Consider the following 26,070-nt stretch of genomic DNA (forward strand, 5'->3'; position numbering starts at 1 on the left):
ATGAAATAAATCACTGGATAATACAGTCTATTGTTTAAAAAATCAGATTAAATAGGTCTCGTCTAACTTAAAGATTTGCCTGTTAGCGAGCAGTGGTTCGTATTCTCCGTAAGAAGAAACATTGTTTTCTAAACCTTCAAAAAGGTTGATATAAGAGTAAATATATGAAGCTAAAAATACTTGTTGCTCAAAAGAAATAATATCTACTTGTAGCTGTAATTCATTTTGACCATCTACCATAAATTGTTTATCACTACAACAATTCTTTTTGATTACTTTACAATCCTCACTAGAAGGTTTCTCCATTTCCATTCCGCAACCTTTCGCTTTCTGAAACATGGCCGTTTCCACTAAATTATCGCCACAATAATGCATGCTTACAGTAAATGACATTGTAGAGAATAACACTACAAGGGCCATTATAAAGGACATTATTTTATGGGATATCTGTTTCATACTAGAAAACAAAGGTATACAAAATTAAATAACAAAATATTCCTTAAGAAAAGTTTAACTTAATCAACCTCCAATTTCTGCAGCAGTGTACATTAAAAAGACTTTCTCTATTAACTCTTTTTAAGCATTTTTGTATCACAAATATTCACTAACAATTTCCGTCGAAACGAATTGAATTAAATAAAGCGAATTCAAACTTATGATGTTTTTATTATACTCTAATCTAATTACACTTTAATCAAATGGAAAGTGCTATTTTTCGAAACACCTTAGAAAAATCAATTAAAAGAAAGTTATTAGAGTTCGCAGATATTTTATAACTTTCACAAAAAGCTACTTATGTGTTTTCATATTTCCTTAACCAAGTCTTTAAAAGAGCTAGAAAAAAAATCGAAGTTGCTAGTTAAGGATCCATTGTCTTATGAGCCTTATTATCATTTTAACGGTTGGGAAGCAAAGAGTTTAGCCATCGTAAAACAAGAAGATCCTACATTGATAGAACATGCGGCTTGGGGAGTTTTACCTACCGACTATCATGTAGAAAAAAGAAAAGATTTCTTATTAAAAACCAACACCTTAAACGCGACAAAAGAACGCCTATTTGAAAGTAAATTGTACAGTCAGTTTATAAAATGGCAACGCTGTTTAATAGTAGCCGATGGTTTGTTTGAACCTCATTCTGAAGTTGGTATTAAAAACAAAATTCCGTACTACTTTAAAGAGAAAAACCATAATTTAATTGCATTTGCAGGTGTTTATTCGGTTTTAGCAGATAATTCTTTACATCAAAATTGCTCAGCTTCTATAATAACTACCCAAGCAAACGCTATGTTTAAAGAAATACACAATACACCAAATAAGTTGGGGAACTACAGAATGCCTTTAATTTTAGATCCCAGAAATTATGAAGAATGGTTGCATACTTCTGAAGAAAATTCAATTAAAGAATTATTGAATACTTTTACAACACAAGAATTGATTAACTATCCTGTTTCCACAGATTTATTTAGTATTAAAAAAGAGAGTAACCTCCTTTCTATTTTAAATGAAGTTCCTTATCAAAAAGGGTTATTTTAAATTACAAAGAAGCCGTTTAAATAGCATTTTAGGCACAAAATAATAAAAAATCATTTGATCAATTGTAATAAGAAACCAACAAATAAATAAAAGAGTAAATGAGTAAAGAAGTATCGTTTCAGAAACTATCAACGGAAGATTTTGAAGCATTAAAAAAAGCCAAACAGACTATGAATAATTTAGGTTGGGCTATTCGAAATGTAAATAAGATTGGTAACACCATAGAAGATGGTATGAATTACATTCCGGATAAAACATTGGTTCGAATTCAAAAAATAACCAAATCCGTGTTATTAACTGTTATAAAAGCTAATTTAATCACCATTCAAAAAAATAAAAAATTTAAAAAACCATCTAAACACACGTACAAAGCAATTGTAACCAGTTCTGGAGCGCTAAGCGGTTTTTTAGGATCAACAACAGGTATAGGTACTTTGATTTTTACATCAGAATTAACCATAACCACCAAGTTTATTATGCGAACGATTCTAGATATTGCGCGTAGCGAAGGAGAAGATATTTATACCCTAGAAGGACAAATGGCTTGCTTAGAAGTTTTTGCTTTAGGTGGTGATTCTAATAAAGATGATGGTATGGAATCTAGTTATTATACTACGCGTATTGCATTAAATTCTGCCTTAAAAAATATATCTGCATCTGGAGTAAAAGTAGGTATTGAAACGCTTTTAAAGAGTGTAAGTTCCGTGGGAACAAATGTAATTACTAATTTTATTTCTAAAATAGCCACACAATTAAGTCTTTTAATTAGCGAGAAATTTTTGGCGCAAGCCATTCCCGTCCTTGGCGCCATTGGTGGAGCATCTCTTAATTTTGTATTTGTAAATCATTTTCAAGAAATGGCATCTGCTCATTTTAAAGTAAGACAATTAGAACGAAAATATGGAGCATTATTGGTTCAAGAAACTTACAATAGTATTTTGATCGAAGAAAAATAAAAAAAAACAAATTTCCAACCTTCAGTTTAAGCAACAAACTCGCCCCAAGGGTACAAGATCTGTTTTCGAAACAACTATTTTGCATTTCGAGGCAAGCCTCGGGCAATTACCATCGCTGTCTTACTGTGATCAAATTTAAAAAGATGATATACCTTACGTACTACAACAAATCTAGTTTTATAGTTTTATGGAAATCCGTAATTCTATATCAGTTCGTTTTAGTACTTTAGTCCTCCATTCATATGCTATGAAATTTAACGAAGATTCAAGAGTAAAAATCCCCTCAATTTTACATCTGATCAAGTTAGGATACACGTATCTTTCCTTGAAGGATAATAGTTGGGATTTAGAAACAAACATATTTACTGACATATTCTATGATCAGCTAAAAAACATCAATAAAAATCTTTCTCAAAAAGAAGCTGAAAAAGTTTTTACAGAAGTTTCTCTATCATTAGAAAACGAAGATTTAGGGAGAGCTTTTTATAAGAAACTGATAGATCAATCTGGAATTAAATTGATTGATTTCGAAAATTTTGATAACAACACTTTTCATGTAGTTACAGAATTACCTTATGAAAAAGATGAGGACAATTTTAGACCAGACATTATTATTTTAATAAACGGAATGCCACTTGTTTTTATCGAAGTTAAAAAACCAAACAATAGAAATGGTATTAAAGACGAGCATGATCGCATGCAAAGACGTTTTAAAAATAAGAAGTTCAGAAAGTTCATCAACTTAACACAGTTAATGGTTTTTTCTAATAACATGCAGTATAGCGATAATGATACTCAAATGTTAGAAGGTGCTTTTTACAGCACAACAAATTACAGAAAACCCATTTTCAATTATTTTAGAGAAGAAGAAACCTTTGATTTAGAAAAATTATTGTCTCCTATTTCTGATGAAACAGAAAATATTGTTTTAAAAGACAATAATTTAATCAGTATTAAAAATGCTGATGAATTTGCTTTAAATAAAAAACCTACTACTGCTACAAACTCTATTGCCACTTCCCTATTTCAAAAAGAACGATTAAAATTCATTTTACAATATGCCTTTGCCTATGTAGAAGAAGAAAATGGTTTAGAGAAACACGTAATGCGTTATCCGCAGATTTTTGCAACAAAAGCAATTGAAAATAAATTAGAAAACGGAATAAAAAAGGGAATTATCTGGCACACGCAAGGTTCTGGAAAAACTGCCTTAGCATACTTTAACGTAAAACATCTTACCCATTATTATCAAAAGAAAAATGTGATCCCAAAATTCTATTTTATTGTAGATAGAATCGATTTATTAAACCAGGCAGCAAAAGAATTTAATGCTCGTGGATTAATAGTTCACAAAGTAAATTCTAGAGAAGAATTTACAAGAGATATTAAATCTACCAATGTAATACACAACAGTTCTGGTAATGCAGAAATTACGGTTGTAAATATTCAGAAGTTTAAAGACGATCCTGATGTTATTAAAAACAACGATTATAATTTAAGCGTACAACGTGTTTTCTTTTTAGATGAAGTACACCGAAGTTACAATCCAAAAGGGAGTTTCTTAGCCAATTTAGAATTGGCCGACAAACATTCTATAAAAATAGGTTTGACAGGAACACCGCTTTTAGGTAAAGAATACAATTCTAAAACTTTGTTTGGCGATTATATTCATAAATACTATTACAATTTATCCATTAAAGATGGCTATACACTTCGTTTAATTCGTGAAGAAATAGAAACCAAATTTAAACTGACTTTACAAGAAACTTTAGAAAAAATTAAAGTTTTAGAAGGTGATGCTGATAAAAAGAAAATCTTTGCACATCATAAATTTGTAGAACCAATGCTAAACTATATTGTACAGGATATGGAGCAAGCACGAATTTCTATGGATGATACTTCTATTGGCGGAATGGTAGTTTGCGATTCTTCTGACCAAGCAAAAATGATGTTTGAAATATTTCAAGATAAATATGCCGTAAATGAAGAAGCTTCTTATTTTTCACAAGCAGCCGAAGATCCTGAACATTATGGAAATCAAAAATTAGAAAAAAGCAAAGTAAAAAAAGCACAAGTAATTTTGCACGATGTGGGTACAAAACAAGATAGAAATGATTGGGTTGCAGATTACAAAGCAGGCAATATCGATTTGCTGTTTGTCTACAATATGCTATTAACTGGTTTTGATGCAAAACGATTAAAGAAATTATACATTGGTCGTAAAATAAAATCGCACAATTTATTACAAACACTTACTAGAGTTAACAGAACCTACAAAAATCACAAATATGGTTTTGTAGTCGATTTTGCTGATATTCAGAAAGAATTCGATAAAACAAATCAAGATTATTTTAACGAGTTGCAATCTGAGTTAGGTGATGAAATGGAACATTATTCCAATTTATTTAAATCTGCGGAAGAAATAAAAAAAGAGATTGAAGAGATAAAAGATATCCTTTTTAAATTTGACACTATAAATGCAGAAGTATTTAGTCAGCAAATTTCAGAAATAAACGATCGCACAGAAATAAGACAAATTGCTAAAGTTTTAAACAACTCTAAAGAATTGTATAACCTAATTCGTTTATCTGGTAATTTTGAATTATTAGAACAGTTAGATTTTAGAAAACTGGTTATTTTATCTAGAATGACCAACGATAGACTAGCACTTATCAACACAAAAATAGCTTTAGAAACCAACTTAGAAACCAACAACATTTTAAACACTGCTTTAGAAGATGTCATTTTTGCTTTTACCAAAATAAAGCAAGAAGAAATGGTGTTGGCAGATGAACTGAAAGACACTTTACAAAAAACAAGAGAAATGTTAGGTGGTAATTTCGACCAGAAAGACCCAGTTTTTGTTTCTTTAAGAGAAGAGTTAGAACGTTTGTTTAAAAAGAAAAATTTAAGTGAAGTTACCAAAGAAGAAATGGAAGCCAATATAAAAGCTTTAAATGAAATTTACACCAAAGCAAAAAAACTAGAAAGAGAAAATCAGCTATTGAGAGCAAAGTATGATTATGATGAAAAGTATGCACGAATCCATAAAAGATTGCTAGAGAAAAACCCGTTAACAGATAACGAACGTAAATTATTTGAAGCCTTAAAAGGATTAAAAACAGAAGTAGATAATGAGATTTTACAAAATGCAAAAATATTAGAAAACGAGCGTTATGTAGAAAAAATGATGATGCGTTTGGTGATTAATCAATTTAAAAACAAACAAAACATCAACATCAATGCAACCGATGTAAAACGCATAAATAATATTTTAGTAAAAGAATACATCAACGAATATAATGGAAATGTTGCTTAATAGAATATAAAAAGCAACTTCCGAAAAATACTCGGTAGTTCAAAATATATAAAATGAACGAAATAATTATATATGAATCTAGTAACAATCAAATTGAAGTAAATATTCAATTTGAAAAGGAAACTGTTTGGCTTAATCAAGAGCAATTAGCTATTTTATTCGAAAGGGATAGAACTGTTATAGGAAGACATATTCGTAATATATTTAAAGAACAAGAGTTGGACGAAAAAGTGGTATGTGCAAATTTTGCACATACCACTAAACATGGTGCTATAGAAGGTAAACAACAATCTAAAGATGTAAAATATTATAATTTAGATGTTATCATATCTGTTGGCTACCGAGTAAAATCCTTACAAGCTACAAAATTCAGGAAATGGGCAACCCAAACCTTAAAAGAACATTTAGTTAAAGGATATACAATAAACGAAAAACGTTTAGCACAAAAAGAACAAGAAGTACAAATTCTAAAAGATGGTATCACCATTTTAAGCAGAGTTATAGAAGAAAAGACAGCAGACAACCATTGGTTAAGTGTTTTTGCAAAAGGGTTGAGTTTGTTAGATGATTATGATCACGAAGAACTAGACGCAAAAGGACTTACCACAAAAGAAGCAGAGTATCCAAGTATCTCTGAGTATCAAAAATTAATCAATCAAATGCTTACCGAATTTGATTCTGATGTTTTTGGTAAAGAAAAAGACAAAAGTTTTCAGAGTTCTGTTGCCCAGATTGAAAAAGGTTTTGGTACCACCGATTTTTACCCAAGTATTGAAGAAAAAGCAGCAATGTTATTATATTTAGTCGTAAAAAACCATTCTTTTGTAGATGGAAACAAGCGGATTGCAGCAGCTTGCTTTTTAAAATTCCTACAACAAAACAACATACTATTTAATAACCAAAATCAACCCATAATTAGTAATGACACCTTAGCAAGTTTAACCCTTTTTATTGCTTCTAGTAAACCAGAAGAAATGGAAACCGTAAAACGATTAGTGATAAGTGTATTGAATAGAAATAATTAAAAAATTACGAATGCCTAATTACGAATTACGAATGTCAGTTCGAGCGCAGTCGAGAACTTTAAAAATAAAATAGCACCTAATATAAAATGACTCAAACACAAAATTTTGAAACCAAAACCAAAGCATTAATAGATGACCTAAAAAGCGTTTGTGCTAATTACGGTTTAGGAAATGACGGAAACGAATTTAAAATAATTACCCAAGTATTTTTATACAAATTCTTAAACGACAAATACGTTTACGAACTAAAACAATTAGAACCAACTTTAGCCGAAGCAGCAGATTTTGATGCTGCTTTAAAAAACTTATCCGCAGACGATTTAGAAATGTTAACCATGCAAATTAGCCAAGACACGGCTGTTTTTGCACCTAAAAACTTATTATCTCGTTTGTTTGAACAACAAAACAAGGACAAATTTGCAGAAATTTTTGACGAAACCTTTTTAGAAGTTGCCAGAGCAAATAATGATATTTTTTCGGTACTCACACAAGGTGGAGAAAAGGTAGTCTTGTTTGATGATATTAGCAAATACGTAACCGACAATAAAGATGCATTTTGCAAAGCATTGGTTAACAAATTGGTTGGTTTTAGTTTCGAGCATATTTTTGAACAAAAGTTCGATTTTTTTGCCACCATTTTCGAGTATTTAATAAAAGATTACAATAGCAATAGCGGTGGTAAATATGCCGAGTATTTTACACCTCATGCAGTTGCAAAAATTATGGCGGCTTGTTTGGTAACAGACAAAAACGTAACCAATGTAACTTGTTACGACCCAAGTGCAGGTTCTGGTACGTTGTTAATGAATATTGCACACCAAATTGGCGAAGATAAATGTACTATTTACTCCCAAGATATTTCTCAGAAATCTTCTGGTTTATTGCGTTTAAACCTAATTTTAAACAATTTAGTACACTCCATACAAAACATTATACAAGGCAATACCATTTCTAACCCAACACATAAACAAGAAAACGGACAATTACAAACCTTCGATTATATTGTTTCTAACCCGCCGTTTAAATTAGATTTTTCTGATTATTCGGCATCTTTAGATTCTAAAGCCAATAAAGAACGCTTTTTTGCAGGAATACCAAATATTCCTAAAACCAAGAAAGACTCCATGGCAATTTATTTGTTGTTTATACAACACATTATGCACAGTTTGTCTGCCAAAGGAAAAGCGGCAATTGTAGTGCCAACGGGTTTTATTACCGCACAAAGTGGTATTGATAAAAAAATTAGACAAAAACTGGTGGAAAGTAAAATGTTGGCTGGTGTGGTTTCTATGCCTTCTAATATTTTTGCAACTACAGGTACCAACGTTAGTATTTTGTTTTTAGACAAAGCGAATACCAAAGATGTGGTTTTAATTGATGCTTCTAATTTAGGCACCAAAGTGAAAGAGGGTAAAAACCAAAAAACCGTTTTAAGTAATGCTGAAGAACAACAAATTATTGATGTTTTTAATGCAAAAGAAATACAAGATGATTTCTCTGTAGTAGTTTCTTATGATGATATTACCGCCAAAAACTACAGTTTAAGTGCAGGACAATATTTTGAAGTTAAAATTGAATACATAGATATTTCTGCGGATGAGTTTGCTACTAAAATGAACAGTTTTGAAAGTAATTTAGAAACGTTGTTTGCTGAATCTAAAACGTTGGAAAAGGAAATTCAATCCAATTTAAAAAGTTTGAAATATGATTGATATTGAAATAGGTCAAATAGGACAAACTATTACTGGTAAAACACCTTCATCTAAATTTCCAGAAGATTTTGGTGAAGAGTATATGTTTATTACTCCTAGTGATAATTTTGATGATAAAACAATTTATCGAACAAACAGATATTTGTCAGAAAATGGACTAAATAAATTGAAAAACAAAATACTTCCACCTAAAAGTGTTCTTGTTTCCTGTATAGGTTCAGCTATGGGAAAAGTTACAATTAATAATTCCACTGCAATAACTAATCAACAGATAAACTCTATTATTGTTAATTCAAATTATTATGATTCAGATTATATCTATTATCAGTTAAAAAATAACTATAAATTATTAAGAACGGCTGCTTTAGGAAGTACAGCTTTACCAATGTTAAATAAAACTGAATTTGATAAACTGAAATTATCAATTCATAAAAATCTTGTATGCCAAAAAAAGATTGCCAAAGTTTTATCCGATTTAGATGCAAAAATAGAAATCAACAATAAAATAAACCAAGAATTAGAAGCAATGGCAAAAACGTTGTATGATTATTGGTTTGTTCAATTCGATTTTCCTGTTGCGTTAGCAACAAGTTCTGAACTTGATTCAGAACCTCTTACTTCAGGAAATTCTAAACCTTATAAATCTTCTGGTGGAAAAATGGTTTTTAATGATGAGTTGAAACGTGAGATTCCTGTTGGTTGGGAAAGTGGAACTTTCGATACTATCTCTACAATTACAGGAGGAAGCACACCTTCAAAAGCAATAATAGAAAACTTCACAAAAGAAAATAACACATCTTGGATTACTCCAAAAGATTTGTCACAAAACAAAGGAAAAAAATTTATTACAAGAGGAGAATGGGATGTTACAAATATTGGAATTAAAAGTGCTTCTTTAAAGTTAATGCCAAAAGGAACTGTTTTATTAAGTTCAAGAGCGCCAATTGGTTATTTAGCAATTTCCAGACAAGAAGTAACAACAAATCAAGGTTTTAAGTCTTTTGTTCCCAAAGAAAATTATTCATCAGAATTTATTTATTATTCTGTAAAAAATCAAATTCCAAAAATTGAAGCATACTCATCAGGTTCAACTTTTAAGGAAGTTTCAACATCTACTTTAAGAACTTTAATGATTTCTATTCCAAATGAAAATGTTTTGGAAGAATATTATAAAATATCAAAACCAATTTTTAAGAAACAAAATTTATTAGAGTTAGAAAACCAAAAACTTTCAGAATTACGAGATTGGTTATTGCCTATGTTAATGAATGGGCAAATTACAGTTGGTGGTGCAGAAAAGGCAGTTTCGTCATTGCGAGGCACGAAGCAATCTTAATAACAAACAGATTGCCACGTCGTACCTCCTCGCAATGACACGTTCATTCGTCATTGCGAGGTGAACCTGTATCGAGCGAAGTCGAGATAAAGCAATCTTATAATGAAAACGCAAAAGATTCTTTGAATTTGGTTGCTGAGGAGAGTGAAAAACATAAAAAAGAGAATTAATAATAGAAGAAAGTTGTATCTCATAAAAAGAAAGAGAACCACTAAATAATTAATATACCCCAAAATAATTATGAAAGAGTACTACTACGCAGATAATGATCAAAAAATAGGTCCATTATCTAAAACAGAATTAAAAGGAAAAGTATCTAAAGATACGTTAGTATGGAAAGGAGGAATGGGAAATTGGATAAAAGCATCTCAACTTCCAGAATTAAATGATCTTTTTCTAAAAGAACCACCACCAATTCCTGGTTCAAACCCTAAAAACGAGAAAACTAAAGATACAGAAGACAAGGCCAAAGACGCAATTGAAGCAATAAATTTAAACGCAATTTTATTATCTATAATAACCATTGTTATGGGTATTATGGAATATAAAGAATTAGAAAGCAGTAAATTTTATGGCTTTTTAATTACTGCATTAGTAATAGCAACGTATTATCTTTTAAGTAATATAAAAAAATACTTAAATGACGTATTAAATTTTATAAAAGCAAATAGAGATATAAATATTTTAATTGTTACTTCAATAATTTTAGGAGTTGGAATAAAACTAGCTACTAAATTTGAAGATAAACTTGATAGTTCAGACTCCTTAAGTAACTTTATTGTGGCTTTAATAGTGGTGGTGGTTATTTCACTTTTTGTGAATTGGTATTATTTCTTTAAACTAGGAAAAAAACTATCTAAACTTGAAAATAGTATGGCTTCTAGAATCTCAAAATTCGCTTATGCAACTGTAATAAGTTATGCTTTAGTATTCATTTTAGACATTTTTACAGATAATTCTAGTACAATTATTGCATCAATTCTTATTGGTATAATTCCGTTATTATATCTTATTACAGTTTTTAATAAGTCTGAAGCGTAATTTGTTTTTAGAAATTAATCAAGACGAATTACCAAGTAATTTCATTTTAATATTTAGTAATTTATAAAATAATGATATGAACTGTATTAAAACTTATGATACTGATTTACTATCTAAATTACCTCATTTAAAATTGCACCCTAACTATTTACCGCATATTGGTTTAAAGTATAATGAAGCCAGAGCTAAAACTTTTATAATTGCTGAAAGTCATTATTTACCTAAAAAACATAACAATCTATTTTCTACGGATGATTGGTACAATAATCCAATATCAATTTATAAGATTATTGGTGATGATAAAGCTTGGTTTGATACAAGAGGAGTTATTAAACATTATAAGGAACAACAAGGAAAAAAGTTACCAAAAGGTTTTGGCATATTTAATAATTTAGAAAAAGCTAATGAAGAAATAGGATCCGAAATAAAGTTATTTGAAGAATGTGTATATCTTAATTACTTTCAAAGACCCTCTGAGGTTGAAGGAGATTCTATTAATATTCATGAAATAGATAGTAAAACGGCTTTAGAAAACTTAATCGTATTATCCGAAGTTTTAAAACCTAACAAAATAATTTTTGTAAGTAGTAAAGCCTATAATGATTTTATGAATCATGCATCTAAAGAGCAAAAAGAAAAACTACCTTATGTTGGTTCTGTTCCTCATCCATCCGCAAGTTCTTGGTGGAATAGAAAATCTAAAAAATATGGAATAAATGGAACAAGTGTTACTGGTAAAGAAAAATTCCAACGAATTATGACACCTAAAATTTAATAAATAAAAAAAAAGAAATATGGAAAATAATTTTAAAGATATTCAAGAAAATATTGAAAAATTAATCAATAAAATTAATCATTCAGGAAAAAGCATTAATGTAGATGGTATTATTAATTCTGAAAAATATGCCAAAGTAAAAACAAAAATACTTTGGGTTTTAAAAGAACCTAATTCTACAGAAAGTTGGACATATCAAGACTATTTATCTATAGCCGATATAGAAACTAAAAAAGATACGAAAGCTAATATTTTAGTATACCCAATTTTCAGAAAAATTATATACGCTTCTTATGGTTTATTAAATAACAAAGAATATGCAGATTTACCCGTTGCAGAAGAAAAAGAAGTGTATTCAATTGGAGAAGAAATTGCTTATATCAACATAAAAAAAACAGGTGGAGGAGCTCAATCTAAGGATAAAGAAATACAAGAATCTTATAATGAATATGAAGAATTACTTCTAAAACAAATAGAAGAATACGAGCCTAACATTCTTATTTTTGGTAATACTTTAAAATATTTTAACTTAGAAAAGTTAAAAGAAATAGGTTGGGACTTATCTGACAAGCATATAATAAATGAAGTAACAAACAACACTCATTATTACCCTATTTCAAATGATAAATTATGTATTAACGCGTATCAACCAGCTTATTGGAGTGTAAACATGGATGTTTATTGTACCGAAATTATAAACGCAGGTTTGGAATGGAGAGAAATGTATAAATAATTCAAAATGACTAAAAAAGAAGCACTTGTAAAATATATTTCAGAAATGAATATAGATATGTTATCTCTAGTTTTAGAGAATGACACTTCTATTATGAATATTACCAAAGATCTTTTTTTAGAAAAGTTAGAAGAAATTTTTATTACGTTAAAAGAAGCTGATATTAAAGAATTTTCTAAAATCAAAAAAAGAGTTTCCGAAGAAGATTCTGGAACTTATAGTTTAGAAGGTTGTCAATTTATTACAGCAGATAAAAGATCTTTAACATTCTTATTTGAATTAGAAAATAATGAGATTATAGATATTTATAATGGTTCTCAATTTAAGCTTTACCAAGATAAAGAAGAAACAACACCAATCATTTTTTGTGTTTGGAACGATGAAGAATTAAGTTACAAACCCACTGATGAGTATATTTCTTTTATTACTAGAATTGATCCATTTTACTCCCAATTTGAGGCTTTAAAAGGTTCAATTATACCATTAGATGTATTTGGAGATTGGTATAAATTGGTTAAAGAACTTTATGATTGCATACCATTAAGAAAATATTTAGAATATAAATTTTATTATGACTTTTCTAATTTTGTTGTTGACAATTTATTTGTACTTACTATTATAGAAGACGCTGAAAGAACTAAAAAAGCCGTTTCCGATTATAAAAAAACAGATACTTCAAATGAATTAGATATGTTAGAATGGCAACTAAAATATAAAGACATCAGATATATCTTTAATGATGATTCTAAAAAGTTAAACAACTTTAAAGAGCGGTATTTAATAAAACATAAAACTGAAGATTCCATTATTTTAGATTGCTCTAACTATAAGTTTTCGTTTGAATTTGCAGAAATAAGAAATCAATAAAAAAAAACGCTATGAATAAATACGGACAAACAGCTTTAAAAGCAGTACAAAATTATAAAAGCTCTTATGCTATTACAGAAATTTACGCTAGAGCCGCAAAAGAGGTTTTTGAAACAAAAAGTTCTCAAGAAAAGGGTTGTCCGAAAGGAACATTTTTAGGTTTGTGCGAAGCAGGTTTGGTTAAAGGAATACCAAGAGGGAATTACACAAAATCTGTAAAAAATAAAGAATATGCCTTGCAAGCTATTGAAATATTAAAATGGGCTGATAATAAAATCTATACTCCAAAAGAACTTTGGGCAGAATTAAATTTAGGAGACAAAAGATCTAATTCTCAAATGGATGTTGTTTTGGCACTTTGGGATGCGGGATTAATAATAAAATAAATGATATGTTATCCAAATAACATTAGAAAATAGAATCACAACAAGTTGAGTTTTTAAATTATTGAGATGTATAAGAACAAATTGCAACCCCTTATAAATAATTACAAAAGAGAAATTGAAAAAACACATTTAAAAGATGAACGTTACAAATGGGAATTACTAAAAAAATACAAAGGACTTCCTAATTTAAAAGCCGATAATTTTTTAGATGAAGTAAAACAAATTGATTATAGCAATTTGCCTTATGCTATGAGTAAAGCGGTTATTAAACAATTATTACTTAAAGAACCCGAAAAAATACGTTTCCTTTTTAAGAATCTCTTTAATGAATCTATTGATTTAAATACTAGAGTTAAAGCGTTTAACGAAGAAACTTTAAAAATTCATAGAGGGTTAGGAGAAACTCTTTCGCATCATCAAGATGAAAGAACCATATCGGTTTATTTAACTTTTTACAATCCAGAAAAATATACTTTTTACAAGTATTCCTATTATAAGGAATTGTGCGATTTATTAAATATTGAACAAGCAAAAATAAATGAAAGGTATGCACATTATTTAGAATTGATACATCAAATAATTTCTGAATATATAGAAAATGATACCGAACTTATTGAATTAGTAAAATCTTTTATTCCAGACTATTATGATGGCTCTAACCATCTTTTAGTAGCTCAAGACATTTTATATCAAATGTTTAACAAATTTGAACCTATAAATTATTGGATGTATGCTCCAGGAGAAAATGCTAGTAAATGGGACGAGTTTTATGAAAAGGGAATTATGGGACTTGGTTGGGATGATTTAGGTGATTTAAATGCATATTCCACTAAAAAATCCATTAAAATAAAACTTCAAGAATTAGCGAATACCACTTCGGCTAAAACAAATAATACCGCTGCGAATTACGAGTTTTTAAAAGTAATGAAACCAGGAGATATTATTATTGTTAAAAAAGGGCTGCATGAATTGTTAGGCTACGGAGAAGTTACTTCGGAACTATTTTTTGATGATGAGAGAGCATCTTATAAAAATTATAGAAATGTAGATTGGATTTTAAAAGGTAATTGGAAATTAGATGGTAATTTGGCATTAAAAACCTTAACCAATATTACCAAATACAAAGAAAAAGGAAATGAAAATGAAAATTATTACGACAAACTATTAGCGATTATGAATGGAGGGAAAGTTGAAAATAAGAATGTAATAGAGATAAATAATACTGCACCAACAAACAAAATTCTATACGGACCTCCAGGAACAGGGAAAACGTTTTATTTAAAAGATCAACTATTTGAAAAATATACAGTAGCTCAAGGTAGTATAACTAGATCACAATATTTAGAAAATTTTGTCACTGATTTTACTTGGTGGCAAATAATTACGATTGCAGTTCTAGATCTTAAATTGGCAAAAACTAATGATTTATTGAATCATGAGTTAATAATTGCTAAATCTAAATTATCCTCCTCTAAAAATATTAGACCAATTTTATGGAGTTCATTACAAACACACACTGTTTTAGAATGTAAAAACGTGAAAGTACAGCAACGTATTGAGCCACTAATTTTCAATAAAAATGACAATTCTAAATGGTCAATTGTGGATACACAATTAAAAGAACTTTACCCAGAAGCTCTTGAACATTTAGAAAAAATAAAAAAATATAAAGCAAATGATGATATAACAATTAAAAACTACGACTTTGTTACATTTCATCAATCTTTTGCTTATGAAGATTTTATTGAAGGAATCAAGCCAATTTCACCAGAAGAAGGAGAAGAATCCAAAGATTTAGGATATGCCATTGAAGATGGTGTTTTTAAAAAATTATGTTTACGAGCAAAAAATGATCCTAATAATAGATACGCCATTTTTATTGATGAAATAAACAGAGGGAATGTTTCTGCCATCTTTGGAGAACTAATTACATTGATAGAAATAGACAAACGTAAAGACGCTAAAAACGAAATAAGCATTAAACTTCCCTACTCTAAAACAGCATTCAGCGTACCTTCTAATATTGACATCTATGGAACTATGAATACAGCAGACAGAAGTGTAGAGGCTTTAGACACTGCTTTACGTCGTCGTTTTGAATTTAAAGAAATGATGCCAGATTATACCGTAATTAATGAAGAAGAAATTGAAGAAATCAAACTTTCTGAGGTTTTAAAAACGATAAATGAGCGGATAGAATTATTAATCGATAGAGATCATACCATTGGTCACTCCTACTTTGTAAATGTTACTTCACCTGAGAAATTAGCTAACGCTTTTAATAATAAAATTGTGCCTTTATTACAAGAGTATTTTTACGGAGATTATGGGAAAATAGGCTTAGTACTTGGCAAAGGTTTTGTTGAAATAAAGAAAAATGATACGATTCATTTTGCTAATTTTAAATATGACAATGCGAACGATTTTAAAATCGCTAGTTACGAACTAAAACATATTGATGAAGATACGGTTATTGATGCCGTTTTAGAGTTGTTAGGTAAAAAATAAATTTCTGAATAGCATTGGTAAAACAGCATAAAATATCCGTTTTCGAACACCAAAAATTATACATTGGTACACAAGGTTTTAAACAAACGCATTTAGATGCGCTTTTAAAACTAAACGAATACCATGATGGCAATTATTTTGAACCTATAGCAAAAGGGATTCGCTTTAATCAGTATGTTGGTGTTATTCAGGTTGATGGTTTGATTATAGAGATTAATCCAAAAGCAGATAAAGATGATGAAGATTACAAGTGGAAAGGTGTTTTATTAAAAATGCTGAAAGCTTGTGGAAAAATTAAAGCAGATTCCTCTGGAGATGCAAATGTAAAAAGACAACATCTTAATTTATTAGAAATCTATTTTGAGTTGTACTTAAAAGAAGTAGAAATCTTGGTTCGAAAAGGTTTCATCAAACAATATAGAAAACAAACTAAAAATACAAAAGCACTAAAAGGAAAGCTAGAATTTGCAGGAAACATAAGACATAATATCGTTCATAAAGAACGTTTTTATACAACGCATCAAGTGTATGATAGCAACCATTTTTTACATCAAGTATTGTACAAAGCGTTAACTATTGTAAGTCAATTTACAAAAGGCACAAGATTGCAAGACTCAACAAATAGAGTTCTGTTAAGTTTTCCTGAAGTAGATACCAAAACCATTACCGCAAAACAGTTAAATACAATTATATTAAACAGAAAATCGAATAGCTATAAACCTGCCTTAGATTTAGCACGATTGATTATTTTAAATTACTCTCCAGATATTGCTAGCGGAAAAGAAAAAATGTTGTCTTTATTGTTTGACATGAATCAACTTTGGGAAGAATATGTTTTAAAACAACTCCAAAAAGCGTCTGAAGGAACAGATATTAAAGTTTCAGGACAAGAATCAAAATCATTTTGGGGAGCCAATAGTTTAAGACCTGATATTGTTTTAAGAAAAGGGAATCAAACCTACATTATAGACACCAAATGGAAACGACCTCAAAAAAGTTCTGCTTCTGTAAGTGATTTACGTCAAATGTATGCCTATTGTCGTTTTTGGGATGCAGAGAAAGCCGTTTTATTGTATCCTGGAGAAACATCTGAAAATAAATTTAAATCGTACTTAACGGATGATTACTCAATCCATAGTGAAGAACCTAAAGAAATTGATCATCAATGTAAAATGGGGTTTGTTTCTGTTTTAGATAATGATGGTAATCTTAGAAATAACATTGCTACTGATATTTTAAAGTTATTGGATTTTGAGGAATAAACCAAAACGTTGAGAACTAAAAAAATTCCCGTAAAAAGATTTTAAATACTATTCAAAAAAACAAGTAGATATTATCAAAGTAATAAGATGTTTTTTAAAGCTTTTCGTCCTTCTATCTATCTTTATTTCTTCATATTAATATTCGTCATATTCTTTTTTTGTAATTATCTTACCTCCTATTTCTGTTTCTAAAGCCAAGTTTGTGGTTTTGTCTATTTCATATTCATTAGATTTAATAATTTTAGTTTTAGCAATACACTTGTAGCTGTTTTTAATTGGTACTAATTTAATTACTATTTCTTCAAATTCATTTAGCAAATAAACTATTTCGTTCTTTTTTAACTTTTCAGAGATGTATTTTAAATTACTCATCTATAAATTTTTTAATTATTTCAGCTACCAATGTCCAACTATAGTTGATACATGATTAAATTAGCAATTGATTTAATCATATAAACTTAGCTAAAACTTATTAATTTATCTTTTTTTTAGAGAATATTTTATGGCTTCTTGTTCTAATTCATCCATTGTACGTATTTTATTTTCTAGCACCCCATTATCAATTAATTCCTTTTCAAAATATAACTTTTTACCTTTTTTTGAATGAGGTATATTTTTAGAATGAGTATATTTATAAATACATGATTTAGATAAACTCAAATAGGATGATCATTGAGTAATATCCATAACTTTAGAATGAACAGGAATTAACTCATTAAACCCCATATATGATTCTATTTTAAGTAATAAAAGCTCAATTCGATCTAATCTTTCATTTAAAATTTCAAAAGGATTTTCCATAAGTGTCTTTTTAAGAAAAAGTTATAGTCAAACAATACGATAATTTATATCAATTGTTTCTTTACAAAATAGTAGAATAAAGATAAAATACAGGAAAAATAAATAATAAAAGAAAGGGAAGCTAATAAAGGAACTGTCAACTTAAAAAAGAAACCCTTGATAATCAGCTGATTATCAAGGGTTTTGCGGAGAAAGAGGGATTCGAACCCCCGGACCTGTTACAGTCAATAGTTTTCAAGACTACCGCATTCGACCGCTCTGCCATTTCTCCAGTGTGTCTCATCAGGTATACCCTGAATGCGGCTGCAAATATATAAACATTTTTTAGTTTTCAAAAAGAAAAAGTGAATTATTTTTAATTATTTTTGAATATCATTCATTCATATTTCTATCTCCTTATAAATCAAGTATTACAAACAATATATTTTTTTTAGAAATCATTACAAAACTTACTGAATCTAGAATTCTTGCAACCTAGTTTGTTATATTTGCATTCATTATTCTAATTATATAATTATGTCATTTAATTCCTTTGGAAATTTATTAAAAGTAACAACGTATGGAGAATCTCATGGAACTGCTATTGGTGGTGTTATAGATGGTTTCCCTGCCGGATTAGAGCTCGATTTTGAAGCCATTCAAAATGAGTTAGATAGACGTAAACCTGGGCAATCTAAAATAGTTACTCAGCGTAAAGAACCAGATACAGTTGAATTTCTTTCGGGAATCTTTGAAGGAAAAACAACAGGTACTTCTATTGGTTTTATTATTAGAAACACCAATCAGAAATCTAAAGATTACAATCACAATACCAATGTGTACAGACCTTCTCATGCAGACTTTACGTATGATAAGAAGTTTGGAAATAGAGATTATAGAGGTGGTGGAAGAAGTTCTGCCCGTGAAACGGCCAATTGGGTGGTTGCTGGTGCTTTGGCTAAACAGCTAATTGCTAGCATGAATATCAATGCTTTTACATCTTCTGTTGGAGATATTTTTATAGACAAACCATATCAAGATTTAGATTTTTCTAAAACTGAAAGTAATATTGTGCGTTGTCCGGATGAAGTTTCTGCAGAAAAAATGATTACAAAAATACAAGAAATCAGAAAAGCAGGAGATACTATTGGTGGTACCGTAACTTGTGTTGCCCAAAATGTACCTGTAGGTTTAGGAGAACCAATTTTTCAAAAATTACATGCGCAATTAGGTAGTGCGATGTTATCTATAAATGCCGTAAAAGGTTTTGAATTTGGAAGCGGTTTTTGTGGTGCAAAAATGAAAGGCTCAGAACACAACGACATCTTTAACGAAGATGGTTCTACACAATCTAATTTATCTGGAGGTATACAAGGCGGAATTAGTAATGGTATGGATATCTACTTTAGAGTCGCTTTTAAGCCTGTTGCAACCATTATGAGTTCTCAACAGACTATTAACTCAGAATATGAAATTACAGAGATTACAGGTAAAGGAAGACATGATCCTTGTGTTGTACCTAGAGCTGTACCTATTGTAGAAGCAATGACTGCTTTGGTTTTAGCAGATTTTTGGTTGATTAATAAATCTAGGAAATTATAATTATTAAGTAAATTTAATATTTATATGGATTTTAAATTTACTTGGCAAAAAAAGTTTTTCTTCATAGCATTAATTTTTTATACTTTAACAGCTTATTTTAGCGTTGGGTATTTTAATCCTGATGAACACTATCAGATCATCGAATTTTCGGGGATATTAGATGGTAACAATACACCTCAAGATCTTCCCTGGGAGTATTCTAAACAAATTAGGTCTAGTATTCAACCATTCTTAGCATTTCTAATATTTAAAATATCAAGCTTTTTCTCAATATCAGATCCTTATTCAAAAGCACTTACTTTAAGACTATTAAGTGCTGTTGTAGTTCTTTTATTTATCAACAACTTTATAAGCGAAGCAAAAAAATTAATCAGGACCAGCAACTGGATAGTTTTTTATTTTTTAAGTTATTTTCTCTGGTTTCTACCTTTTATTAATGTTAGATTTTCATCAGAAACTTGGTCTGGATTGCTTTTTTTATTTGGAATTACAATAATTCTAAAAAATAAAAAAAACTATTATCATTATCTTTTTTTAGGTTTAATTTTTGGTTCTAGTTTTTTATTTAGATATCAAATAGCTTTTGCTATTTTAGGAGTTATATTCTGGCTAATCTTTATTAGAAAAGAGAAATTAAATAAAATTATAATAATCCTTTTAGGTATTCTATTTACAGTTTTTCTAGGAATACTATTAGATTCCTGGTTTTATGGAGAACTAACCATTGCACCTTATAATTACTTTGTAGAAAATATTATAAATAACAAGGCTGCTGAATTTGGTGTATCTCCTTGGTACTTTTATATTGTTCTAATTCTATTTTATGCACTTTTACCAATAGGAATTCTTTTAATTTCTTCAACTATCATTTTCACATACCATAAAAAAACAAGTCTTATTACTTGGGCAATAATTCCTTTTTTAATTATTCATTCTTTAGTATCTCATAAAGAAATACGCTTTCTTTTTCCATTAATTAATTTCGCCCCAATTATATTAATCGTAGCTTATGAATACATAATAGAGAAGAAGTGGTTTATTAAAAATAAAAAATGTTTAAATATTAGTCTAATTCTAATTTTATTATTGAATGTTTTTGGGCTAATTTTCGCCAATACAAGAGCTGCTGGAGAAGGAAGAGCTGGTATTGTGTCCAAAATACATCAACTTAATAATAGAGAAAACCTTAATATTTATGTAACAGATGATTTTTACCCTAAGTATCTATGGTCTCTGAATGCTAATTTTTATAAAGAAAAAAATGCAAAATTCATCAACATAGAAAAAGACAAATACCAATCTATTTTTAGTACTGATAAAAATACTACAAACGTATTAATTCTTTCTATTAATGATTTAGAAAATGAGAAGTTAAAAGAAATACAATCTGAAACAAATATGGTTATAATAAAAAAAACATTTCCAAATTTGTTATTCTCTCTATTTAAAAAAGTTAATTTAGGTAATAAAGTGTTTGTACTTTACGCAAATAAAAAAGCGAAACTTTAAAGTTTCGCTTTTTTTTATGCCTGTCCCGTTGGTCCAAAATTCATTGGAATTGGAGGTTGCTCGTAATCCTTAATTTCACCATGTTGCTCCTCAAATTTTCTAACATTATCTGCTAAAGCTTGTGTTAAGCGTTTGGCGTGTTGTGGTGTTAGTATAATTCTAGATTTTACTTTTGCTTTTGGCACTCCTGGCATGATATTAATAAAATCTACAATAAATTCTGACATAGAGTGGTTGATAATTGCCAAGTTAGAATAGGTTCCTTCCGCAATTACTTGATCTAATTCAATATTTATTTGTCCGTCTTTGTTTTGATTTTCTTCCATAATTTATAGTGTGTATTTATTAATGTATAAAAGTTATAAAAAGAAAAAAGTTGAACTGAATAGTGTAATTAACTTACAGTAAACAATTCAACTTTTAAACTCTTAAACGTTTACACGTTATATTTAGAAACTTTTTTCTATTTCGTCTTTAGGACCAACTAGAATTTTTTCATAAGCTCTCATACCTGTACCAGCCGGAATTCTCTTACCAACAATTACATTTTCTTTTAAGCCTTCTAATGTATCTATTTTACCACTTACAGCAGCCTCGTTTAATACTTTTGTAGTCTCTTGGAAAGAAGCTGCAGAAATAAACGATTTTGTTTGTAGTGATGCTCTTGTAATACCTTGTAACACTTGTTCTGCTGTTGCAGGTTTAGCATCTCTTGCTTCTACTAAGTTTTGATCATTTCTTCTTAATAAAGAATTTTCATCTCTTAATTGACGTGCAGAAATAATTTGACCTGGTTTTAAGTTTTCAGAATCTCCAGCATCTTCAACCACTTTCATTCCAAAAATTTCATCATTATCTTTGATAAAGTCAATCTTATGAATTAATTGATTCTCTAAGAATAAAGTATCTCCAGAATCTATAATTTTAACTTTACGCATCATTTGACGAACAACAACTTCGAAATGTTTGTCGTTAATTTTTACACCCTGTAAACGATATACTTCTTGTATTTCATTTACTAAGTACATTTGCACTGCAGAAGGCCCTTGAATTCTTAAAATATCTGAAGGAGTTGTAGCTCCGTCTGATAACGGCATACCCGCTTTAATAAAGTCATTTTCTTGAACTAAAATCTGATTAGAAAGTTTTACTAAATACTTGCTAATATCTCCAGTTTTAGATTCTACGATAATTTCTCTATTACCACGTTTAATTTTACCGAAAGAAACAACACCATCAATCTCAGAAACAACAGATGGGTTAGAAGGATTACGTGCTTCGAATAACTCTGTTACACGAGGTAAACCTCCTGTAATATCCCCAGCTTTACCAGATTTTCTTGGTATTTTAACTAAAGTATGACCTGTCTCTACTTTCTCTCCATCAGTTACCATTAAGTGTGCACCTAAAGGTAAACTATATGAACGTAAAGCATTACCGTCTTTATCTTCTACTATTAAAGATGGAATGATTTTCTTGTTCTTAGAATCAATCATTACAATCTCTTGGAAACCTGTTTGCTCATCAACTTCTACAGAGTAGTTAATACCTTGAAATAGATTATCAAACTTCACTTTTCCTTCAAACTCAGAAACAATAACCCCGTTAAATGGATCCCATTGTACAATTACATCTCCCTTTTTAATAGATTTACGCTCTTTATCAAAGATAATAGAACCGTAAGGTATAATATTTGTACTTTGAGTAATTCCGGTTTTCTTGTCTATAATCTTAATTTCTGCTGTTCTAGAAATTACAATTTCAACCTCTTTACCATCATTGTCTTTACCAACAACTGTGCGTAAATCGTCAATTACAACTTTACCGTCAAACTTAGCAATTAATTTATTTTCTTCAGAAATATTACCTGCAACCCCACCAACGTGGAATGTACGCAATGTTAACTGTGTACCAGGTTCTCCAATAGATTGTGCTGCAATTACACCAACTGCTTCACCAATTTGAACTTTGTTAAGCGTAGATAAACTCTGTCCGTAACATTTTGCACAAATACCTCTAGTAGATTCACAAGTTAATGCAGATCTAACTTCTACAGTATCAATTCCAGACTTCTCAACAGCCATTGCCAATTGATAAGTAATTGGTTGATTCGCTTTTAAAAGAAGCTCTTCTGTTAAAGGATGATAAACATCGTTTAAAGAAACTCTACCTTCAATTCTTTCAGATAAAGGTTCTACAATCTCATCATTTTTCTTTAAAGGAGTTACTTCTAAACCTCTAAGTGTACCACAATCCTCTTCGTTTACAATAACATCTTGAGAAACATCTACCAATCTACGTGTTAAGTAACCAGCATCTGCCGTTTTTAAGGCGGTATCTGCAAGTCCCTTACGTGCACCGTGAGTAGAAATAAAGTATTCTAGAATTGATAAACCTTCCTTAAAGTTAGAAAGAATCGGATTCTCAATAATTTCTCCACCACCTGCAGTAGATTTTTTAGGTTTTGCCATTAATCCACGCATACCTGTTAACTGACGAATTTGTTCTTTAGAACCCCTTGCACCAGAATCAAGCATCATGTATACTGAGTTGAAACCTTGTTGATCTTCACGTAAACGTTTCATAGATAATTCAGTTAAATCATTATTGGTTCTACCCCAAATATCAATTACCTGATTGTAACGCTCTTTTTGCGTTAACATACCCATGTTATAATTTCCTACAATGATATCTACCTCTTTATTGGCTTCATCAATCATAGATTGTTTTTCTTTAGGAATAATAATATCCCCTAATGAGAATGATAAACCACCTTGGAAGGCAAATTTATATCCCATATTTTTTATATTATCTAAGAATTCTCCTGTAGTAGGAATGTTAGTCGCTTTTAAAATACCACCAATAATTCCACGTAAGTTTTTCTTAGTTAAAACTTCATTAATATAACCTGCAGCAGGAGGAACAACTTCGTTAAATAAAACTCTACCAACAGTAGTTTTTATAATTTTTCTAACTTGTTCTCCATTTTCATCTACATCATAAGTTCTAACTTTAATTCCAGCATTTAAGTCTACCATTTCTTCGTTAAAAGCAATCGTAACTTCTTCTGGTGAATAAAAAGTTAAACCTTCTCCTTTAATATGAACTTCTGGAGTAGAAATTCTTTCTTTAGTCATATAATATAAACCAAGTACCATATCCTGAGAAGGTACCGTAACTGGAGCACCATTTGCAGGGTTTAAGATATTATGAGAAGCCAACATTAATAATTGTGCTTCTAAAATAGCTTCTGGTCCTAATGGTAAGTGAACTGCCATTTGATCCCCATCAAAATCCGCATTAAATGCAGAACATGCAAGTGGATGTAAACGAATTGCTTTCCCCTCTATTAACTTTGGTTGAAAAGCTTGTATACCAAGTCTGTGTAAAGTAGGAGCTCTGTTTAATAAAACTGGATGTCCTTTAATTACATTTTCTAAAATATCCCAAACAACTGGTTCTTTTCTATCGATTATTTTCTTAGCAGATTTAACTGTTTTTACAATTCCTCTTTCAATTAGTTTTCTAATAACAAAAGGTTTGTAAAGTTCAGCTGCCATATCTTTTGGCAATCCACACTCAGATAATCTCATTTCTGGTCCAACAACAATTACAGAACGCGCAGAATAATCAACACGCTTTCCTAATAAATTCTGACGGAAACGTCCTTGTTTACCTTTTAATGAATCTGATAAAGATTTTAAAGGTCTGTTAGATTCAGTTTTTACTGCAGATGATTTACGTGTGTTATCAAATAAAGAATCTACAGATTCTTGTAACATACGTTTCTCATTACGTAAAATAACTTCTGGAGCTTTTATCTCAACCAATCTTTTTAAACGATTGTTTCTAATAATAACTCTTCTATATAAATCATTTAAATCTGAAGTTGCAAAACGACCACCATCTAAAGGAACTAAAGGTCTTAATTCTGGTGGAATAACTGGTATAGCTTTCATAATCATCCATTCTGGATGATTCTCTCTATTTTTTTGAGAGTCTCTAAATGCTTCAACAACATTTAAACGTTTTAATGCTTCCGTTTTACGTTGTTTAGACGTCTCAGTGTTTGCTTTATGTCTTAATTCAAAAGACAACCCATCTAAATCGATACGTGCTAATAAATCAATTAAACATTCAGCACCCATTTTAGCGATAAACTTATTTGGGTCAGTATCATCTAAATATTGGTTATCTTGTGGTAACTCATCAGCAATATCTAAATATTCTTCTTCCGTTAAGAAATCCATTTTTTGTAATGGTTCTCCTTCCACATTCTTAGCAATACCCGGCTGAATTACGACATAACGTTCGTAGTAAATAATCATATCTAACTTCTTAGATGGTAAACCTAAAAGGTATCCCATTTTGTTAGGTAATGATCTAAAATACCATATATGAGCAACAGGCACTACCAAATTGATATGCCCTACTCTATCTCTACGTACTTTCTTTTCAGTAACTTCTACACCACATCTATCACAAACGATACCTTTGTAGCGAATTCTTTTGTACTTTCCACAAGCACATTCATAATCCTTTACAGGACCAAAAATACGCTCACAAAATAAACCATCTCTTTCTGGTTTGTGCGTACGGTAATTTATAGTTTCTGGTTTTAAAACTTCACCTTTAGAAATTTCTAAAATAGCTTCTGGTGATGATAAACCAATTGAGATTTTGTTAAACTTTTTTACAGTGTATTTCTCTTGTTTTCTTGCCATGT

Annotated in this window: 21 protein-coding genes and 1 tRNA gene; 15 read left to right on the top strand and 7 right to left on the bottom strand. The window is 29.8% G+C overall.

Going from position 1 to position 26,070, the window contains the following annotated elements:
- Positions 1–42: 42 nt before the first annotated feature.
- A complete protein-coding gene (locus MPF19_RS07005; protein ID WP_502925069.1) occupies positions 43–456 on the bottom strand; it encodes an HYC_CC_PP family protein in 414 nt (137 codons plus the stop codon).
- 339 nt (positions 457–795) lie between these two features.
- Between MPF19_RS07005 and MPF19_RS07010 the strand changes: the two genes are divergently transcribed.
- The 13 genes from MPF19_RS07010 to MPF19_RS07070 all read left to right on the top strand — a co-directional run bounded on the left by MPF19_RS07010 (position 796) and on the right by MPF19_RS07070 (position 17,453).
- Positions 796–1,533 (top strand): SOS response-associated peptidase, encoded by a 738-nt coding sequence (locus tag MPF19_RS07010; protein ID WP_249987435.1) that lies wholly within the window; start codon positions 796–798, stop codon positions 1,531–1,533.
- A 98-nt stretch (positions 1,534–1,631) separates the two neighbouring features.
- A complete protein-coding gene (locus tag MPF19_RS07015) occupies positions 1,632–2,489 on the top strand; it encodes an EcsC family protein (RefSeq protein WP_203394045.1) in 858 nt (285 codons plus the stop codon).
- Between the two features lie 247 nt (positions 2,490–2,736).
- The gene (locus MPF19_RS07020; protein ID WP_249987437.1) at positions 2,737–5,808 is read left to right on the top strand and encodes a type I restriction endonuclease subunit R; all 3,072 of its coding nucleotides are present in this window, start codon (positions 2,737–2,739) and stop codon (positions 5,806–5,808) included.
- 53 nt (positions 5,809–5,861) lie between these two features.
- Positions 5,862–6,833 (top strand): virulence RhuM family protein/type II toxin-antitoxin system death-on-curing family toxin, encoded by a 972-nt coding sequence (locus MPF19_RS07025; protein WP_249987438.1) that lies wholly within the window; start codon positions 5,862–5,864, stop codon positions 6,831–6,833.
- Between the two features lie 86 nt (positions 6,834–6,919).
- Positions 6,920–8,545, top strand: coding sequence for an HsdM family class I SAM-dependent methyltransferase (locus MPF19_RS07030; RefSeq protein WP_249987440.1), 1,626 nt, complete (start codon positions 6,920–6,922; stop codon positions 8,543–8,545).
- Positions 8,538–9,881: a restriction endonuclease subunit S gene (locus MPF19_RS07035; RefSeq protein WP_249987442.1), complete on the top strand. Its 1,344-nt coding sequence runs from the start codon at positions 8,538–8,540 to the stop codon at positions 9,879–9,881. The genes MPF19_RS07030 and MPF19_RS07035 overlap by 8 nt, the downstream gene beginning before the upstream one ends.
- Before the next feature lie 240 nt (positions 9,882–10,121).
- Positions 10,122–10,922 carry a DUF4339 domain-containing protein gene (locus MPF19_RS07040; protein WP_249987444.1) on the top strand — a complete coding sequence of 267 codons (801 nt, stop codon included), beginning with the start codon at positions 10,122–10,124 and terminating at the stop codon, positions 10,920–10,922.
- A gap of 76 nt (positions 10,923–10,998) precedes the next feature.
- Positions 10,999–11,697, top strand: coding sequence for a hypothetical protein (locus MPF19_RS07045; protein ID WP_249987446.1), 699 nt, complete (start codon positions 10,999–11,001; stop codon positions 11,695–11,697).
- A gap of 19 nt (positions 11,698–11,716) precedes the next feature.
- The gene (locus MPF19_RS07050) at positions 11,717–12,430 is read left to right on the top strand and encodes a hypothetical protein (protein WP_249987447.1); all 714 of its coding nucleotides are present in this window, start codon (positions 11,717–11,719) and stop codon (positions 12,428–12,430) included.
- 6 nt (positions 12,431–12,436) lie between these two features.
- On the top strand, positions 12,437–13,297 hold the full coding sequence (locus MPF19_RS07055) for a hypothetical protein (RefSeq protein ID WP_249987449.1): 861 nt from the start codon (positions 12,437–12,439) through the stop codon (positions 13,295–13,297).
- 11 nt (positions 13,298–13,308) lie between these two features.
- Complete coding sequence (locus tag MPF19_RS07060) at positions 13,309–13,683, top strand: DUF6979 family protein (RefSeq protein ID WP_249987451.1); 375 nt, start codon at positions 13,309–13,311, stop codon at positions 13,681–13,683.
- 66 nt (positions 13,684–13,749) lie between these two features.
- Positions 13,750–16,191 (top strand): DUF8426 domain-containing protein, encoded by a 2,442-nt coding sequence (locus tag MPF19_RS07065; RefSeq protein WP_249987453.1) that lies wholly within the window; start codon positions 13,750–13,752, stop codon positions 16,189–16,191.
- A gap of 14 nt (positions 16,192–16,205) precedes the next feature.
- Positions 16,206–17,453, top strand: coding sequence for an McrC family protein (locus MPF19_RS07070; RefSeq protein ID WP_249987455.1), 1,248 nt, complete (start codon positions 16,206–16,208; stop codon positions 17,451–17,453).
- A gap of 135 nt (positions 17,454–17,588) precedes the next feature.
- Here the strand turns inward: MPF19_RS07070 and MPF19_RS07075 are convergent, their stop codons facing one another.
- From MPF19_RS07075 to MPF19_RS07080, 4 genes are all read right to left on the bottom strand, one after another.
- Positions 17,589–17,825, bottom strand: a complete 237-nt coding sequence (locus MPF19_RS07075; RefSeq protein ID WP_203394032.1) for a hypothetical protein — start codon at positions 17,823–17,825, stop codon at positions 17,589–17,591.
- 105 nt (positions 17,826–17,930) lie between these two features.
- On the bottom strand, positions 17,931–18,113 hold the full coding sequence (locus MPF19_RS19475) for a helix-turn-helix domain-containing protein (RefSeq protein WP_203394031.1): 183 nt from the start codon (positions 18,111–18,113) through the stop codon (positions 17,931–17,933).
- 9 nt (positions 18,114–18,122) lie between these two features.
- Positions 18,123–18,254, bottom strand: coding sequence for a hypothetical protein (locus tag MPF19_RS19330; protein WP_284041418.1), 132 nt, complete (start codon positions 18,252–18,254; stop codon positions 18,123–18,125).
- 186 nt (positions 18,255–18,440) lie between these two features.
- A tRNA-Ser gene (locus tag MPF19_RS07080) sits at positions 18,441–18,525 on the bottom strand.
- A gap of 245 nt (positions 18,526–18,770) precedes the next feature.
- Here MPF19_RS07080 and aroC point away from each other — a divergent pair.
- Positions 18,771–19,835 carry a chorismate synthase gene (gene aroC / locus MPF19_RS07085; protein WP_249987457.1) on the top strand — a complete coding sequence of 355 codons (1,065 nt, stop codon included), beginning with the start codon at positions 18,771–18,773 and terminating at the stop codon, positions 19,833–19,835.
- Positions 19,836–19,859: 24 nt separating this feature from the next.
- Positions 19,860–21,344, top strand: coding sequence for a glycosyltransferase family protein (locus MPF19_RS07090; RefSeq protein ID WP_203394029.1), 1,485 nt, complete (start codon positions 19,860–19,862; stop codon positions 21,342–21,344).
- A gap of 14 nt (positions 21,345–21,358) precedes the next feature.
- Here the strand turns inward: MPF19_RS07090 and MPF19_RS07095 are convergent, their stop codons facing one another.
- Together MPF19_RS07095 and rpoC are read right to left on the bottom strand one after the other, a co-directional pair.
- A complete protein-coding gene (locus MPF19_RS07095) occupies positions 21,359–21,670 on the bottom strand; it encodes a DUF3467 domain-containing protein (RefSeq protein WP_203394028.1) in 312 nt (103 codons plus the stop codon).
- Between the two features lie 123 nt (positions 21,671–21,793).
- The gene (rpoC, locus tag MPF19_RS07100; RefSeq protein WP_203394027.1) at positions 21,794–26,068 is read right to left on the bottom strand and encodes a DNA-directed RNA polymerase subunit beta'; all 4,275 of its coding nucleotides are present in this window, start codon (positions 26,066–26,068) and stop codon (positions 21,794–21,796) included.
- Between the last annotated feature and the right edge of the window lie 2 nt (positions 26,069–26,070).

The organism is Polaribacter sp. Z014 (genome assembly GCF_023555435.1).
In the GTDB taxonomy this organism is placed as follows: Bacteria; Bacteroidota; Bacteroidia; order Flavobacteriales; family Flavobacteriaceae; genus Polaribacter.

Coding starts and splice junctions, on each gene's coding strand:
- MPF19_RS07005 (WP_502925069.1), bottom strand. CDS start 456: ATGAAACAGATATCCCATAAAATAATGTCCTTTATAATGGCCCTTGTA.
- MPF19_RS07010 (WP_249987435.1), top strand. CDS start 796: ATGTGTTTTCATATTTCCTTAACCAAGTCTTTAAAAGAGCTAGAAAAA.
- MPF19_RS07015 (WP_203394045.1), top strand. CDS start 1,632: ATGAGTAAAGAAGTATCGTTTCAGAAACTATCAACGGAAGATTTTGAA.
- MPF19_RS07020 (WP_249987437.1), top strand. CDS start 2,737: ATGAAATTTAACGAAGATTCAAGAGTAAAAATCCCCTCAATTTTACAT.
- MPF19_RS07025 (WP_249987438.1), top strand. CDS start 5,862: ATGAACGAAATAATTATATATGAATCTAGTAACAATCAAATTGAAGTA.
- MPF19_RS07030 (WP_249987440.1), top strand. CDS start 6,920: ATGACTCAAACACAAAATTTTGAAACCAAAACCAAAGCATTAATAGAT.
- MPF19_RS07035 (WP_249987442.1), top strand. CDS start 8,538: ATGATTGATATTGAAATAGGTCAAATAGGACAAACTATTACTGGTAAA.
- MPF19_RS07040 (WP_249987444.1), top strand. CDS start 10,122: ATGAAAGAGTACTACTACGCAGATAATGATCAAAAAATAGGTCCATTA.
- MPF19_RS07045 (WP_249987446.1), top strand. CDS start 10,999: ATGAACTGTATTAAAACTTATGATACTGATTTACTATCTAAATTACCT.
- MPF19_RS07050 (WP_249987447.1), top strand. CDS start 11,717: ATGGAAAATAATTTTAAAGATATTCAAGAAAATATTGAAAAATTAATC.
- MPF19_RS07055 (WP_249987449.1), top strand. CDS start 12,437: ATGACTAAAAAAGAAGCACTTGTAAAATATATTTCAGAAATGAATATA.
- MPF19_RS07060 (WP_249987451.1), top strand. CDS start 13,309: ATGAATAAATACGGACAAACAGCTTTAAAAGCAGTACAAAATTATAAA.
- MPF19_RS07065 (WP_249987453.1), top strand. CDS start 13,750: ATGTATAAGAACAAATTGCAACCCCTTATAAATAATTACAAAAGAGAA.
- MPF19_RS07075 (WP_203394032.1), bottom strand. CDS start 17,825: ATGAGTAATTTAAAATACATCTCTGAAAAGTTAAAAAAGAACGAAATA.
- MPF19_RS19330 (WP_284041418.1), bottom strand. CDS start 18,254: ATGGAAAATCCTTTTGAAATTTTAAATGAAAGATTAGATCGAATTGAG.
- aroC (WP_249987457.1), top strand. CDS start 18,771: ATGTCATTTAATTCCTTTGGAAATTTATTAAAAGTAACAACGTATGGA.
- MPF19_RS07090 (WP_203394029.1), top strand. CDS start 19,860: ATGGATTTTAAATTTACTTGGCAAAAAAAGTTTTTCTTCATAGCATTA.
- MPF19_RS07095 (WP_203394028.1), bottom strand. CDS start 21,670: ATGGAAGAAAATCAAAACAAAGACGGACAAATAAATATTGAATTAGAT.
- rpoC (WP_203394027.1), bottom strand. CDS start 26,068: ATGGCAAGAAAACAAGAGAAATACACTGTAAAAAAGTTTAACAAAATC.